Below are 12,914 nucleotides of genomic sequence, written 5' to 3'. Positions count from 1 at the left end.
GTTTTTTTCTATTTAGCTTCCTTTAATTCAACGGATGGACGCTCCATGTCAACTTCATAACGGAAAATGTATTTAGATGAAACATAGTAAGTGACTAAAGCGACAAAGTATGTTGGAATTCCGGCAGCCGTATAAAGGAAAAAGTCACTTGCTTCAAAAGTCAATGGATTATAGAGTGCCCAGTAAACGATCGTTCCTATGACCACCGTGAGAACGGCCGACGGGTTAATGCCCTTCCAATAGGTATAAGAGCCTTGCGTGTCATACAAATCCCTTATCGAAATGCGTTGGCGCTTTACAAAAAAGTAATCTGCAACGACAATGCCGCCAAGAACAGCCATAATAAAAGAAATGACAGCAATGAATGAACCAAATGCATCGTAGAACGTTGAGCTTAGAAGTAGGAATATAGTCGGTACCGTTGTACCCATCGCAATCATCCATGACTTTTTCGGGAATACAGTTTTAAAGCTGACAGCTTGTGAGTACATAAGGAAAATGGCTGCACCGACATTCCCTACCGAAAGTAAAATCAAGCCAATGAATCCGCCCCAACTTCCTGCAATTGAAAACATCCAGTCAGAAGGATTAAGTGATCCAGCGACTAATGTAGCAAGGGCCCCGACTAATGCAGCGATACAGACGATGATTCCAAAGCTGTAGAATCCTGCTTTAAATGCGCCTCCTTCTGTTTTAGATAAACGACTGTATTGGCCAAGGTACGGAAGCCATGAAAAGCCGAGACCGATATTTAATTCCAGGGCTGTAGCGAATGATCGAGAAGTCGTTTCAAACGGTTCAGAAGGAAGTATATTGGCAACTTTCGTGAATCCCTGTCCAAACAAGACTATTGCGAGAAGGCCAAACATGAGAACCATAAAAACCGGAACGGCTACTGCGGTATATTTTTGAATCGCTACCGGTCCCCTCACCGTTACAAGAAATGCACAGATAAAGAGTAAAATCGAGAAAAACGGCGCTCCCGTTGCTTGGCTTGAGAAAATGGCGGGCATCCCCATCCAATTAGCAGCCTCTACTAAAGCCTGTCCAGACATAAAAAGCGCAATGGAAATGTAGCCGAGAGTTAAAATAAGAAAAACAAAGAAAAAGATATTGGATCCTAGATACCCTAGTGAACTTCGAAACCCTACAAAAGTGTCTATGCCATAACGCGCAAAATAAAGGGTAATGGGAACAATCAACAGCATAGGGAAGGCGTTACCGAATAAAATCGCTGCGAGTGACTGCTTCGCATCAAGCATTGTACCTGTGTATCCACCAGTTAACAGCCCAAAAGATGAGAGGCCAATAACAACCTGAACTAAAATTAAATCCCGAAGATTAAAAATCCGGTCATTTTTACTTGCCGGTAAAAAGCCAAAGGCCACATCCTTTGAAATGGAGGAATTCTCTTTACTCACACGCTTCTCTCCCAACTATAAAATAATGATTGTATTGCTTGTAAATAAGGCTGTTATTGTTTTGGGTAATCTAAACAAAACTACTTTAAACAAGTGAATAGACGAGGTAAACGATGATTAAAATCATGAAAAAAATAGAACCTGTCGCATCCTTCCATTTCATTTTGTCGATTTTCACGGCATCTTCCTGCTCATACGCATTGATCCGCTCATTCAAATCTGAATATAGGTTTTTAATAAAGGGATCTTCAGAATTGATATTCTGTTGAAACTGATTCTCTTTATTCAAAATAGCTTCTCCCTCCTTTGCAAGCATGCATTTTAGTCCCTTCTCTTTACTTTATAGCAATTACCATGCCAATCAGAAACACTATGCTTACAGGGTTTTCAATAGGAAGAATATTCATTTTTGAAACTATTGAACAATTGTGAAATTTCTGTAATATAAAACTATGAAGTTTAATGAAAGGCAGGTAGACATAAATGGATCACTTCACCTCTGCACTCTTGTCTATTTACGATCAGCTTATTGTGACAGATAATAATGGCACCATACTGAAATCGATTGGAACAGGGAATTCATTATTCCATACAGTCAAATCCGCTAATGTCGGTGGTTCCATCAAGGATGTTGAACAAGATTTATTTTCTACAAGCTTGGCAGAAGAGGTAATGGGCAAAAATGAAAAAAGATCTTTCATGCAGCCCTCATGGCAGGGGCCAGAGATGCTGATGACGGCGTACCCGATTGAATCTGGGGCATGGGTCTGGGCCTACAAAGAAATTAAAGACTCTTATCCAGATACATCAATGAGGCAATCGGGGCCTTTGTTGGAATCAAAGAAGCCATCTTTTCCATTTGTGATCCGCAGTAAACCCATGCTTGATGTTCTTCATAAAATGCAAATGGTTTGTGATGTCAGCGCAACAGTCCTTTTATTGGGGGAATCCGGTGTAGGAAAGGAAATAGCCGCCAGGGCCATACATAATATGGGTAACAGAAGCGACGGTCCATTTATACCTGTCAATTGCGGCGCCATCCCGGAAAACCTGATTGAAAGCGAACTGTTTGGCTATGTAGAAGGGGCTTTTACCAGCGCACGGAAAGACGGCGCCAAAGGGAAATTCACACTGGCCCATAAGGGTATCTTATTCTTGGATGAAGTGGGCGAGTTACCGCTTAACGTACAGGTAAAACTGCTTCGCGTCCTTCAGGAACGCGTGGTCACACCAATAGGAAGTACGACCTCACACCCTGTTGATATTCAAGTGATTGCCGCAACAAATAAATCGCTCGAAAAAATGGTGAAAAAAGGTGAATTTCGAGAAGACTTATATTATCGTCTTCATGTCGTACCTATCCATCTTCCGCCGCTTAGGAATCGTGTAGATGAAATCCCTCACCTGGTTCAATTTTTTTTACAAAAGTACAATACACTGTACAATCGAAATGTAGCCGTCACCCCGGATGCAATCGACTTGCTATGTATCTATCAATGGCCCGGTAACGTGCGCGAACTTGAAAATACAGTTGAGAGGCTTGTGATTACAAGCCGAATACCGGAAGTGGATGTTGCTTTGGTTAAAGAGGTCCTCCCTTTTAAAGGGCCCAAACCCACTTCACTACCTGTTATCGATTTTCTAATGCCTTTGCAAGAAGCAGTCGAACTTGTGGAGGAACAACTGATCAACATGGCAATGGAACAATACAAATCATTAAAACTAGCGGCAAAGGTATTGGAAGTCAGCCAGCCGACGATGAGTAGGAAATATAAAAAATTACGTAATAAAATTGAAGAGGCACGCTTTTCACCAGTGAATAAACGGGCCATTTTGGAAGAACAAATAAATCAACGGCTTCGTTCCGTTGCCGCTGTAACCGCAGCTATCATTCCAGCTGAAGAGGTTATCAGTCTACAAAAAAATATGAACCGGCAAACTTCCTATTCCCAGAAATTAAAACAAAAGCTTACCATGATTCAAGAAAAGGAAGGCGTAATTGAATGGGTCTTTATATTTATCATGACGGAGGATGGACGTCTGATTCACCTCGTTGCAGACAAAGGCTTTGTAATTGAACCGGGGGAAGAATATATTGGTCCCCCGGAAATGGTTAATGTCGCTTACCAGGCGTTTAATGGTAAAGCGGGTGTTACTCCCATTTACGAAGACAGGTACGGTGAGTGGAAAACAAGCTTTGCGCCAATTATTGATGATGACGGCAATATCGTTGCTATTGTCGGATGTGATTACAGTAAAGCCTATTTTAATTCTGAAATGCAACGACTCCGTAAGCAACTCAATATACATGTTTGATTTCAGGATACAGTCATGTCGGAATTAATTCAAACTGGTTGGATGCTATAGCGAAAAAAGAAAAGCTGATTAAAGGAGCCGTCTTGACCGGGCTTTTGTAGTCAGCTTTTTCGTTATTAACATTCATATACAATATTAAGGGTATAAAGGAAATTAAGAGAGGTCTTAACAGTTTGTCTGGGTCTGCTCAATACAGAATCAAGGAAACCTGGATCTTTTACTCCGATTGATTCAGTAGGAGAATAAACTTTTATTGAATGGCATCGATAGCAATAATTTGATTAGTGGAAAAATAGATAATTATCCAACGTCATATTATCTATCCACCAATCCCTTGAATGCTTCGTCATGTCCTTTAATAACGTTTGGAAATATTTCCATAAATTCTACATCTACACCTTTAGGTAATTTCACATTTTTATTTTTCCTTAAAATGATTTCTTCACCCTTGAACTCAACTTCTAATTCGTCTCCAAAAGCTAAATTTGCAGTTTTCAACATTTCAACTGGAAACGTAATACCCAAGCTATTGGCGACTTTAGTTAATTTCCTAATGGCCATTATTCATTCCTCCTTCAAATTGTTTATACTACTTTTATCTGTAATTTGTTATTTTTAATTACACAAAAAAAGCTTGCAGATTTAGACCCTAAAAAGGACCGTATTCTACAAGCTGAACAGCCTCCATTATTCGAAGGTTTTTCTGTTACACTAATGATTAAAATGAAATACATCCCAAATGTCAGGTGTTTCTGATCCAATGTACCAAGCAGATACACCGCCTAAATGATTTTGTTTTACCAGATCAAGCCGAAGCTTCATCGATTTTTTATCTTCTATCCATATTTGATGCTTTTTCCCTTTGGAAGTATACTCCACGTAATTTTGTGATGTCTTTTTATCCCATACCTTTTTAAGTCCATGAGATGAAATGATTTTGTTGACCTCAGCCATGGTACGGTCATGACTTTTCACTTTATTGGTCGATAGATCGGTTACCCATTCTCTCGTATAAAATGGTACAGCCAATATTATCTTATGAGCAGGTACTTCTTTCATTAAAAGCTTAGTTCCTTCTTTGATCCATGGTAACGAGGAAACGGACCCGGCTACTGGGCTCCCTCCCCAATGCTCGTCATAACCCATTATGATTATATAGTCTGCTATTTTGCCAAGTTCTTTCCTATCTAGACTTTTTGACCAAAAAGGGTCGTCATTTTCTCGAGTGACATCCACCGATAGTTTAATACCATGTGGTTTTAGGGCCTTTTTTAGTTCGCCTATGAAAAGTACAAAGTCCTTCTTATTTTTTGGATCGATGTTTTCAAAATCTACATTTATTCCATCACTTTTAGTTTTAACAAGTGAATCACGTAAAGCTGAAACTAATTTTTGACGTTTTTTTGTACTGCCTAGTATAGAACCAGTTAAAACAGGGTCAAATTTATTACCGATAAGTTGCCAAACTTGTTTTCCTTGTTTATGAGCGTATTGAACGTATTTTGTATCGACAGAAGCGGATACGAAATTACCGGAATCCTTCAGCGTATAGGAACGAGGAGATACTACATTTAAATTGGGGTGTTTAAGTTGTTGGGTGTAGTTTTCTTTCGATCCATTATGCTTCCAGCCCATGACGATAAGGCTTTGCTTCTTTTTTTGAAGTAGAGATTTCTTTATCCATCCCTTTTTACCATCAAGCAGTTGAACCTGGTAGTAATAATCGGGAATCTTCAATTTTTGACCAACTTTAAGGGTAACTGTTCGTAAGTTATTTAATTTCGTCAAATCACTTGTGGTTACCTCATATTTAGTAGAAATCTTCCACAATGTATCTCCTGATACAACCTTATGGATCTTATACTTTTGGGGAATCTTCAGGTTTTGGCCAACATTAATTTCGGAAGAGGTTAATTTGTTTTCTTTCTGTAACTCACTTACTGAAACTCCATATTGATTTGCTACTTTCCATAATGTGTTTCCAGTCTTTACTTTATGTATAATAGGCTTCGTAGAATCTCCAACGACAGAAGAAATGATGGGAAACTCCTCAACTTTTTTTAAGGTCATTAGTATAGTGGAACCTAGTTTAGGAGAACTATAAACCTTTGTAGTACCCGCTTTAACAGAACCTATGTAAAGTGTATTACTTGATGCTTTACCACTGGTTGGAAAGAGACAAATACAAAGAAGGCAGAACATAATAAGACATCCAAAGAATTTTTTCACTATTATTTTATTCTCCTTAAATTTTGATAAATTTAACTTTACTAGTTTACTATGGAGAATAGTTATAAAATAGAGGTACTTTGTGGAAAAGTTATTTCCTATATTTTAAACTCTTTTTATTTACAATCCTGTACCGTTAGTACAAATAAAGAGCATTAACCGTTCTTGGATCAATGCCCCCATTTGTTTAAGATTCGAAGTTTCATAATCTATTACTATAAATTGGTCTACACATAATAAAAGCCACTATAGTACTTAACTCTATTTCTTTGAATTATGATTACTCTTTTAAAATTCGTATTTAAGGTTTTATAAATAAGGCAATTATTTTTCATAGAAGTATAGACTCCCCATTTTAAATTTCTTCGTGCATATGTTTACGGATAAAGAGTGAGAAAATTGTTGCAACAATAGCTAATCCAATTGTTACAAGTGAGGTATAGTTAATGGCATCCAGTAAAACTTGTTAGCCTGCTATTGCAGCATCCATTGTATGACTTAGTTCTGTCGTACGATCTGCAAGCATACGTTGTCATTAATGTAACAAAAATAGCTGTACCGATTGCACCTGCTACTTGTTGTACCGTACTGTATACTGCTATTATTCAAGTTTCGTTGCGTCTTAAATACAATAAATTCAATAAAATAATGCCTTAGAGAATTAGAGTTCCTCACCACTTGGCCGGATTATACAAACAAAAATAATAGATAATATTCGGAAAGCAATTTAGAGTTATTACAAAGTTTTTTCTTAACCAACTCTCCTTAAAAAACAAAGGATTTATGAGATTATTTACGAAACAATGGATTTCGAGATGCGGAGTCCATTATTTTTTTGCTAGTCTACTTTGCCCTGCTGTTAATCCGTCCTCTGAAGTGGGATATTCCTTTAATATCAATATATTCGTTACGATTTTCTGTTGTCTTGACAAATTCCGAAGGTCTAAAGGTGAATTTCTCTAATTTCATGAGGGTCAAAATCCTCTTTGTAATAAAGCACACACAAATTCGTAAACATCGCACGCACCCGTACGTCCTCCCCAGGATACTGATATCATAGAATCTATTAAAAAAAGGTCAACCAGTAATTTTTACTGGTCGACCTTATAATACGACGCACCCGTTAATTGAATAAGAAACAGTTATATAATGGGGTTCGTGATATAATTATCATAGATAATCTCTTACAGAAACAAAACAAATTAATCATTCTGAAAATTAAATCTTTTAAGGAGTCGATGAAAGTTGACAATTGATAGTAAAAAATCAATTAGTAAAGAACAAACTATTTTTAATCACATTGGAAATAAAATCAAAACAGAAGATAGAGAAATTAATATAATTGCTAGATTAGAAGAACCACTAATAGTAATTTTAGGAAATGTTTTGAGTGACGAAGAATGTGACGAACTAATTAGATTGTCAAAAGACAAAATGCATCGTTCTAAAATTGGAGTTACACACGAAGTAAATGAGATAAGAACAAGTAGTAGTATGTATTTTCAAGATAATGAAAATGACATCATTACCAAAATTGAAAAAAGAGTATCATCTATTATGAATATACCCATTGAACATGGGGATGGTATTCAAATTCTTAAATATACTCCTGGTCAAGAGTATAAAGCTCATTTTGATTTTTTTACATCTTCAAGTAAAGCAACAAAAAATAATAGAATTAGCACAATCGTCATGTACTTAAATGATGTGGAGCATGGAGGAGAAACTTTTTTTCCTAAACTAAATCTTTCAGTATCCCCACGAAAAGGAATGGCGGTGTATTTCGAATATTTCTATACTGATAAAAACATAAACGAACTAACATTACATGGTGGAGCGCCAGTTATAACTGGCGAAAAATGGGTTGCAACACAATGGATGAGAAGACAAAAATAGTATATTTTTTACCTGAATTCTTTCGTTCCAAGACAGACACATCCTTTCAAAAATCATTGTAAGGACTAACTAAAATGTGTCCATGAAACAATATTAACTCTAAGTTTGTTGGGTATACACGAAACGATGGAAGGAAAGCCATAACCTACGGCGTGTCCTAGAGAAGTAAGTAAAGGTAACTCTTTACCATCAATATTTTCATTGAACGAAATTACATAACACTAGTTTCCTACACCATGTTTATTAGTAACTTGGAAAATTTCAATATGGTTTGAATTAGGTTTTGAAGTTTCAATCATATATTCTTCACAAAGCGTTTCTTTGAAATTATGGTTAAGTCAAAACAACTCAATCGAGAAGTAATGCGACTATACATCTAGAAAACTGGGCTTATATCTAAAAACCACAACCAACTTCTAGGGCGGCTGGTTGTAGTCTTCAGTTTTTGTTATCCCCAGCTAGAACTGACTCTTTACTTTATAGAGTCTCTTACTTTACGTAAGAATTCAATATGTTGATCAACAATACTCGAGTGAAGTAACTGGCTCTCTTTTAATAAACGAAAAAAAGGGTTTCTGATGCGAATTCTTCTTCTCATAAATAACACTCCTTTCATCTTTTCTTTATTTTATTAATGAATGTCCTTACTTGTAACGGCTAGTCCCTCAAGATGAAAAAAAAGTTAGTAATCTAGTTAATATTCCCTTACTTGTCCAACATCCATTTGTTTTAAATAAGACAAAACAACGCAAACACCTGTGAAGCCATCCCTAAGTCATGTGTTTCCAGCTGGATGATTCCATACCGGGTGAATAGATCAAGAACATTTTCCATCCCTACTTTTAAAACTAGGAAAACAGTAACCGGGGTTTCATTTCTAATTGGTGCCGACCTTTATGGGTATGAAGATGGATATACCAGCATGAATAACTATATTGTGGATTATATTCAGAAGGGCTACAGAAGTCGTTAAGGCATTCTAGAGCGGAAGAGATTCCTATTCTGGGATTCCTGTCTTGGAAGCCCAATGGCTGTCATCTATGCTTCATTTGCTAATGAACCGATAAAAAATCTTATGCTGTCAGCAGCACCATTTGATTGGGTCATTCCCCCCATCGTCAATCGAACCAACGCAACACAGGGCTTTTGAGATCCATGGTGAATAGGCCGTAATCAATGACAACCATTTCATTATCCTCGGAAAATGCGACATTATCTAACCGCAAATCTATTGGAATAATGCCGTATCTTAGGAATTTTAATTCCAACTCGATTAGTTTCGTATATTCCATGATTGCAAGTGGCACTTTTGTGCCCATCTTCTTCATAATAATCCAGCCAGACCCAAACTCCTTAACCGGACATAGGTACTTTTGGGCTTCCTCATTGCAGTTATAATAAATGTATGCTTCATTTGCGTTGCCTATTAATCCTACTTCACACAGTGCAATTTTTAAGATATAGCCATTATTGAGATCATAGACAATTCTGTTATAACCATATCCAATCATTTTATACTTGAATTTTAGAGTTTTTTTAGCAGTAACCATTTTTTGTTTTGCCGTTTTAAAAAATTGGTATTTTCCCATTTGAGATATCCAGGATTCAATGGATTTTATCTCTTCACGGGACAACATAGAACTTTCATTAGACTGTATTCTTTCATTACCATTGTTAATTGGGCACATCCCCTAAACGTCTCCTTTTTTTAAAAATTTGTAACTATAGAATGATATTTCCAGGGATATTGAAAAACATATACTTAGAAGAGTCACTAAGTAAAAGATTGTGTTCTAGCTGTTTATATTGGAGCGTTGAGAAATTATTTATTTTGCTACTGGTTGATAGCCGACCGAATTCATTTCTTTTTTCTACGATCATGCGCAATCCTCGCTTGGCCTGAGGGTATTAGATGGATGGGGCTTTACTTCATGATGATTCGAAGCTACCCTTAGCTTGTACCGCTTTGCAATAGTCGCAAGCACAAGCACTGCTTTCATCAATGCAAAATTATTACCAATACAATCTCTCGGACCTTCGCAAAATGAAAAGTAGGCATATATCCGGATGGTTTCCACAAAATTAATTTCAATCGTTCAGGCTTAAAAGACTATATATTATAGAAATACTCGGGCTTTCGGTGCATTACATACTGGCTTACCAGGAACACATTCCTTTTTTTAATTGATACTTATTTATCTCCACCTCCTCTTCCACTTCACATCCAGTGACAAAGACAGGAGAAAAAAAAGCATCGATTCCTAGATGATTTTTTGAGTATAGGTAAATTTCATGAAATCCCCAGGCGAAAAAGGGCCGTAATATCGATCATATCCTGCCTTCTATACATGATATGACTTTTATATAAAATGGCTTGTATTGTAGTTGAGAAAAACTAGAGTTATTGACTAAAAAAATTCAACACTATAACTTTTTTTAATAGGTGTTTATAAACTTATTTAACAGAATACTCCCCTTATCCTCTAAAACAGCCTTTTACTCAAGGAGCAAAGGCTGTTATTTTAAACCTATTAGCGATAGTCTATTTTATAAAAAAAGCAACTGCCTAATCAACGCAGTTGCTTTTCATCTTGTTTCGGTAATAGAAAAAATTATTTTATATGAAAGATTCCCTTTCTATCGTTTGCAAAGGAATCCCGCAATGTTGTTTTTAGTATTTTCCCCGATGGGTTTCGTGGGAGCTCATGTACAAAGTCTACTGATTTTGGTTTCTTATAGCCGGCTAATTTTCCTTCGCAGTAACCAATGATATCTTTGGGTTTTTCTTTTGACTCTTATAATCTATCTAGGGTTTTATCATGAGATACTTCCGTTAATGTTTCAAGTACACCACTCAAATCTAGTATTTTTTAAGTGCTTCAATCATTAGCTTCCAAAAACCTTCTACATCAAGTTCTAATCCAAACTTAGCATTAACTTTTCTACCAGTGACCCCATGTAGATCAATTAACGTTGTTCCTGCAGTAAACTCTCCTTTAGTTTCCACTGTAATATTTACATCTTTCGTCTTAAACAATTCTGGTGCAACACAATATGCCACAGTTAATACATCGTGTACTGGTGCCCCATCAAAGTCGAACATCTCCTTATATGTTGATGCAAAAAACACTAATAATTCACCAACTATTTTAGCAACATTGTTATCAATTTTATTCACTTGATCGATAACTTCTCGTGTTGCTATGGCTTGATGTGTTATATCTAATCCCATAACTACTATTGGAATACCACTATCAAATACTTTTTTTGCAGCTTCTGGATCAACCCATATATTAAATTCAGCAGTTGGAGTCCAGTTACCAAATGTTCCACCACCCATAAGAACAATTTCTTCAATATTGTCCTTAATTTCTGGTGCTTTTGATAAAGCTAATGCAATATTTGTTAATGGTCCTGTTGGAAGAATTGTAACAGGCTCTTTTGACTCTTTTAACAGTCTTATGATTGTGTCAGCTCCATGCTCCTCACTCCAGCTACGAGAAGGTTCGGGCAATTCTGGACCATCCAGACCTGAATCTCCATGAATACCAGGTGCAGTTTCTCGTAATCGAATCAATGGCTCGCTTGCCCCTTTTGAAACAACAACATCCGTTAGTGAAACTAAATCACAAATTTTTAATGCATTCATAGTTGTTTTTTCAATTTCAGCATTCCCGGAAACTGTTGTAATCCCTAAAATCTCCAATTCTAGTTGTGCAGCAGCTAAAATAATTGCAATTGCGTCATCATGTCCTGGATCACAATCCATAATAATTCTTCTTTTAATCATCATATTTCACCTCTATCTAAAAATTACATGAAAATACCCATAATTGTAGCTGAAATTACAGATGCTAATGTCGCACCTAACAATAATTTCAATGAAAATTTTGCAACATAGCTCCCTTGTTTTTCACTGATTGATTTGATTGAACCTGAAACAATACCCACAGTTCCAAAATTTGCAAAACTAACTAAATAAACTGAAACAATAGCAACTGTTTTATCGGAAAGATGGTTTGAAATCTCACCAAAATTCAACATTGCAACAAATTCATTTGTAACTAGTTTTGTCGCCATTATTCCACCTGCTTGTACAGCTTCTGCCCAAGGAACACCTATTAAAAAAGCAATTGGTGCAAAAATATAACCAATAACCGTTTGGAAAGAAACATGAAATACACCTAGAAAAATCACATTGATCAATTCCATCAAGGAAATAAACCCTAATAGCATAGCAGCAACGATAATAACAATTTTAAATCCATCCATTACACTTTCTCCAACCATTTGGAAGAAAGGAACTCTTTCATTTTCTTCAATTTGAATTAAATCCTCATTATCGTCTAAATCATATGGGTTAATAATATTAGCAACTATGAGTGCACTAAAAATATTCAATACAACAGCAGTTACAACATATTTTGGCTCTAACATTGTCATATAAGCCCCAACCATCGCCATACTTACTGCACTCATTGCTGATGTACAAATTGTGTAAAGTCTTTTTGGAGATAAGAGTGGTATTTGCTTGATAATGGTTAAGAACACTTCTGGTTGTCCCAGAGCAGCTGTAGATACAGCAAAATAGCTTTCTAGTTTACCCATTCCTGTTATTTTACTTAAAACCAAACCGATATATTTGATTACGAATGGTAATACTTTTATATAATTAAGTATTCCTATTAATACTGACATAAAAACCAGAGGTAATAACGCTACAAAGAAAAACGTTATTGCACCTTCATTCACCATTCCACCGAATACAAATTGAATTCCTGAATCAGCAATCGCCATTAATTTTTCAAAAAACACTCCTATTTTAGTAATCGCAATTAGCCCTATACTAGTATTCATCATGAAGTAAACTAAAATGATTTGCACAGCTAACATAATCAGAATACGTTTATATTGTATTTGTTTTCTATTGTTACTTACTAAAAAAGCAACAACAAAAACAAGTAAAATTCCTGTTATTAAGAAGATAAAATTCATTTTCAGGCTCTCCTTTTAAATGGAAACGTTTACATATGTTATAAAAAACAACTTCTA

11 protein-coding genes are annotated in these 12,914 nt (G+C 36.1%); 2 read left to right on the top strand and 9 right to left on the bottom strand.

Going from position 1 to position 12,914, the window contains the following annotated elements; translation table 11 throughout:
• Positions 1–8: 8 nt before the first annotated feature.
• Positions 9–1,421, bottom strand: a complete 1,413-nt coding sequence (locus tag JFU24_RS28825) for a cytosine permease (protein ID WP_201250834.1) — start codon at positions 1,419–1,421, stop codon at positions 9–11.
• A gap of 85 nt (positions 1,422–1,506) precedes the next feature.
• Positions 1,507–1,710, bottom strand: coding sequence for a hypothetical protein (locus JFU24_RS28820; RefSeq protein WP_141521338.1), 204 nt, complete (start codon positions 1,708–1,710; stop codon positions 1,507–1,509).
• A 194-nt stretch (positions 1,711–1,904) separates the two neighbouring features.
• Between JFU24_RS28820 and JFU24_RS28815 the strand changes: the two genes are divergently transcribed.
• Positions 1,905–3,737 (top strand): sigma 54-interacting transcriptional regulator, encoded by a 1,833-nt coding sequence (locus tag JFU24_RS28815; protein ID WP_201250833.1) that lies wholly within the window; start codon positions 1,905–1,907, stop codon positions 3,735–3,737.
• A gap of 315 nt (positions 3,738–4,052) precedes the next feature.
• Here JFU24_RS28815 and JFU24_RS28810 read toward each other — a convergent pair whose 3' ends face one another.
• Together JFU24_RS28810 and JFU24_RS28805 are read right to left on the bottom strand one after the other, a co-directional pair.
• Complete coding sequence (locus tag JFU24_RS28810) at positions 4,053–4,298, bottom strand: AbrB/MazE/SpoVT family DNA-binding domain-containing protein (protein WP_201185035.1); 246 nt, start codon at positions 4,296–4,298, stop codon at positions 4,053–4,055.
• A gap of 150 nt (positions 4,299–4,448) precedes the next feature.
• Positions 4,449–5,966, bottom strand: coding sequence for a LysM peptidoglycan-binding domain-containing protein (locus JFU24_RS28805; protein ID WP_342214733.1), 1,518 nt, complete (start codon positions 5,964–5,966; stop codon positions 4,449–4,451).
• A 1,245-nt stretch (positions 5,967–7,211) separates the two neighbouring features.
• Between JFU24_RS28805 and JFU24_RS28800 the strand changes: the two genes are divergently transcribed.
• Positions 7,212–7,862, top strand: a complete 651-nt coding sequence (locus JFU24_RS28800; protein ID WP_201185038.1) for a 2OG-Fe(II) oxygenase — start codon at positions 7,212–7,214, stop codon at positions 7,860–7,862.
• 1,118 nt (positions 7,863–8,980) lie between these two features.
• Here the strand turns inward: JFU24_RS28800 and JFU24_RS28795 are convergent.
• The 5 genes from JFU24_RS28795 to JFU24_RS28780 all read right to left on the bottom strand — a co-directional run bounded on the left by JFU24_RS28795 (position 8,981) and on the right by JFU24_RS28780 (position 12,857).
• Positions 8,981–9,550 carry a hypothetical protein gene (locus JFU24_RS28795; RefSeq protein WP_201250832.1) on the bottom strand — a complete coding sequence of 190 codons (570 nt, stop codon included), beginning with the start codon at positions 9,548–9,550 and terminating at the stop codon, positions 8,981–8,983.
• Positions 9,551–9,739: 189 nt separating this feature from the next.
• Complete coding sequence (locus tag JFU24_RS31080) at positions 9,740–9,940, bottom strand: cytochrome P450 (protein ID WP_313888834.1); 201 nt, start codon at positions 9,938–9,940, stop codon at positions 9,740–9,742.
• Positions 9,941–10,474: 534 nt separating this feature from the next.
• Positions 10,475–10,630 (bottom strand): hypothetical protein, encoded by a 156-nt coding sequence (locus tag JFU24_RS31430; RefSeq protein WP_446728310.1) that lies wholly within the window; start codon positions 10,628–10,630, stop codon positions 10,475–10,477.
• Between the two features lie 92 nt (positions 10,631–10,722).
• Positions 10,723–11,652 (bottom strand): nucleoside hydrolase, encoded by a 930-nt coding sequence (locus JFU24_RS28785; RefSeq protein ID WP_053346272.1) that lies wholly within the window; start codon positions 11,650–11,652, stop codon positions 10,723–10,725.
• 23 nt (positions 11,653–11,675) lie between these two features.
• Positions 11,676–12,857: a NupC/NupG family nucleoside CNT transporter gene (locus tag JFU24_RS28780; protein ID WP_201224272.1), complete on the bottom strand. Its 1,182-nt coding sequence runs from the start codon at positions 12,855–12,857 to the stop codon at positions 11,676–11,678.
• Between the last annotated feature and the right edge of the window lie 57 nt (positions 12,858–12,914).

This window comes from Peribacillus sp. TH27, assembly GCF_016650915.1.
Lineage (GTDB): Bacteria > Bacillota > Bacilli > Bacillales > DSM-1321 > Peribacillus > Peribacillus butanolivorans.
The sequence above is the reverse complement of the archived record's forward strand: the minus strand, read 5'-3'. Positions and strand labels throughout refer to the sequence as shown.

Excerpts from the sequence above, each read along its gene's own strand:
- JFU24_RS28815 (WP_201250833.1), top strand. The coding sequence starts at position 1,905 with ATGGATCACTTCACCTCTGCACTCTTGTCTATTTACGATCAGCTTATT.
- JFU24_RS28810 (WP_201185035.1), bottom strand. The coding sequence starts at position 4,298 with ATGGCCATTAGGAAATTAACTAAAGTCGCCAATAGCTTGGGTATTACG.
- JFU24_RS28795 (WP_201250832.1), bottom strand. The coding sequence starts at position 9,550 with ATGTGCCCAATTAACAATGGTAATGAAAGAATACAGTCTAATGAAAGT.
- JFU24_RS28785 (WP_053346272.1), bottom strand. The coding sequence starts at position 11,652 with ATGATTAAAAGAAGAATTATTATGGATTGTGATCCAGGACATGATGAC.
- JFU24_RS28780 (WP_201224272.1), bottom strand. The coding sequence starts at position 12,857 with ATGAATTTTATCTTCTTAATAACAGGAATTTTACTTGTTTTTGTTGTT.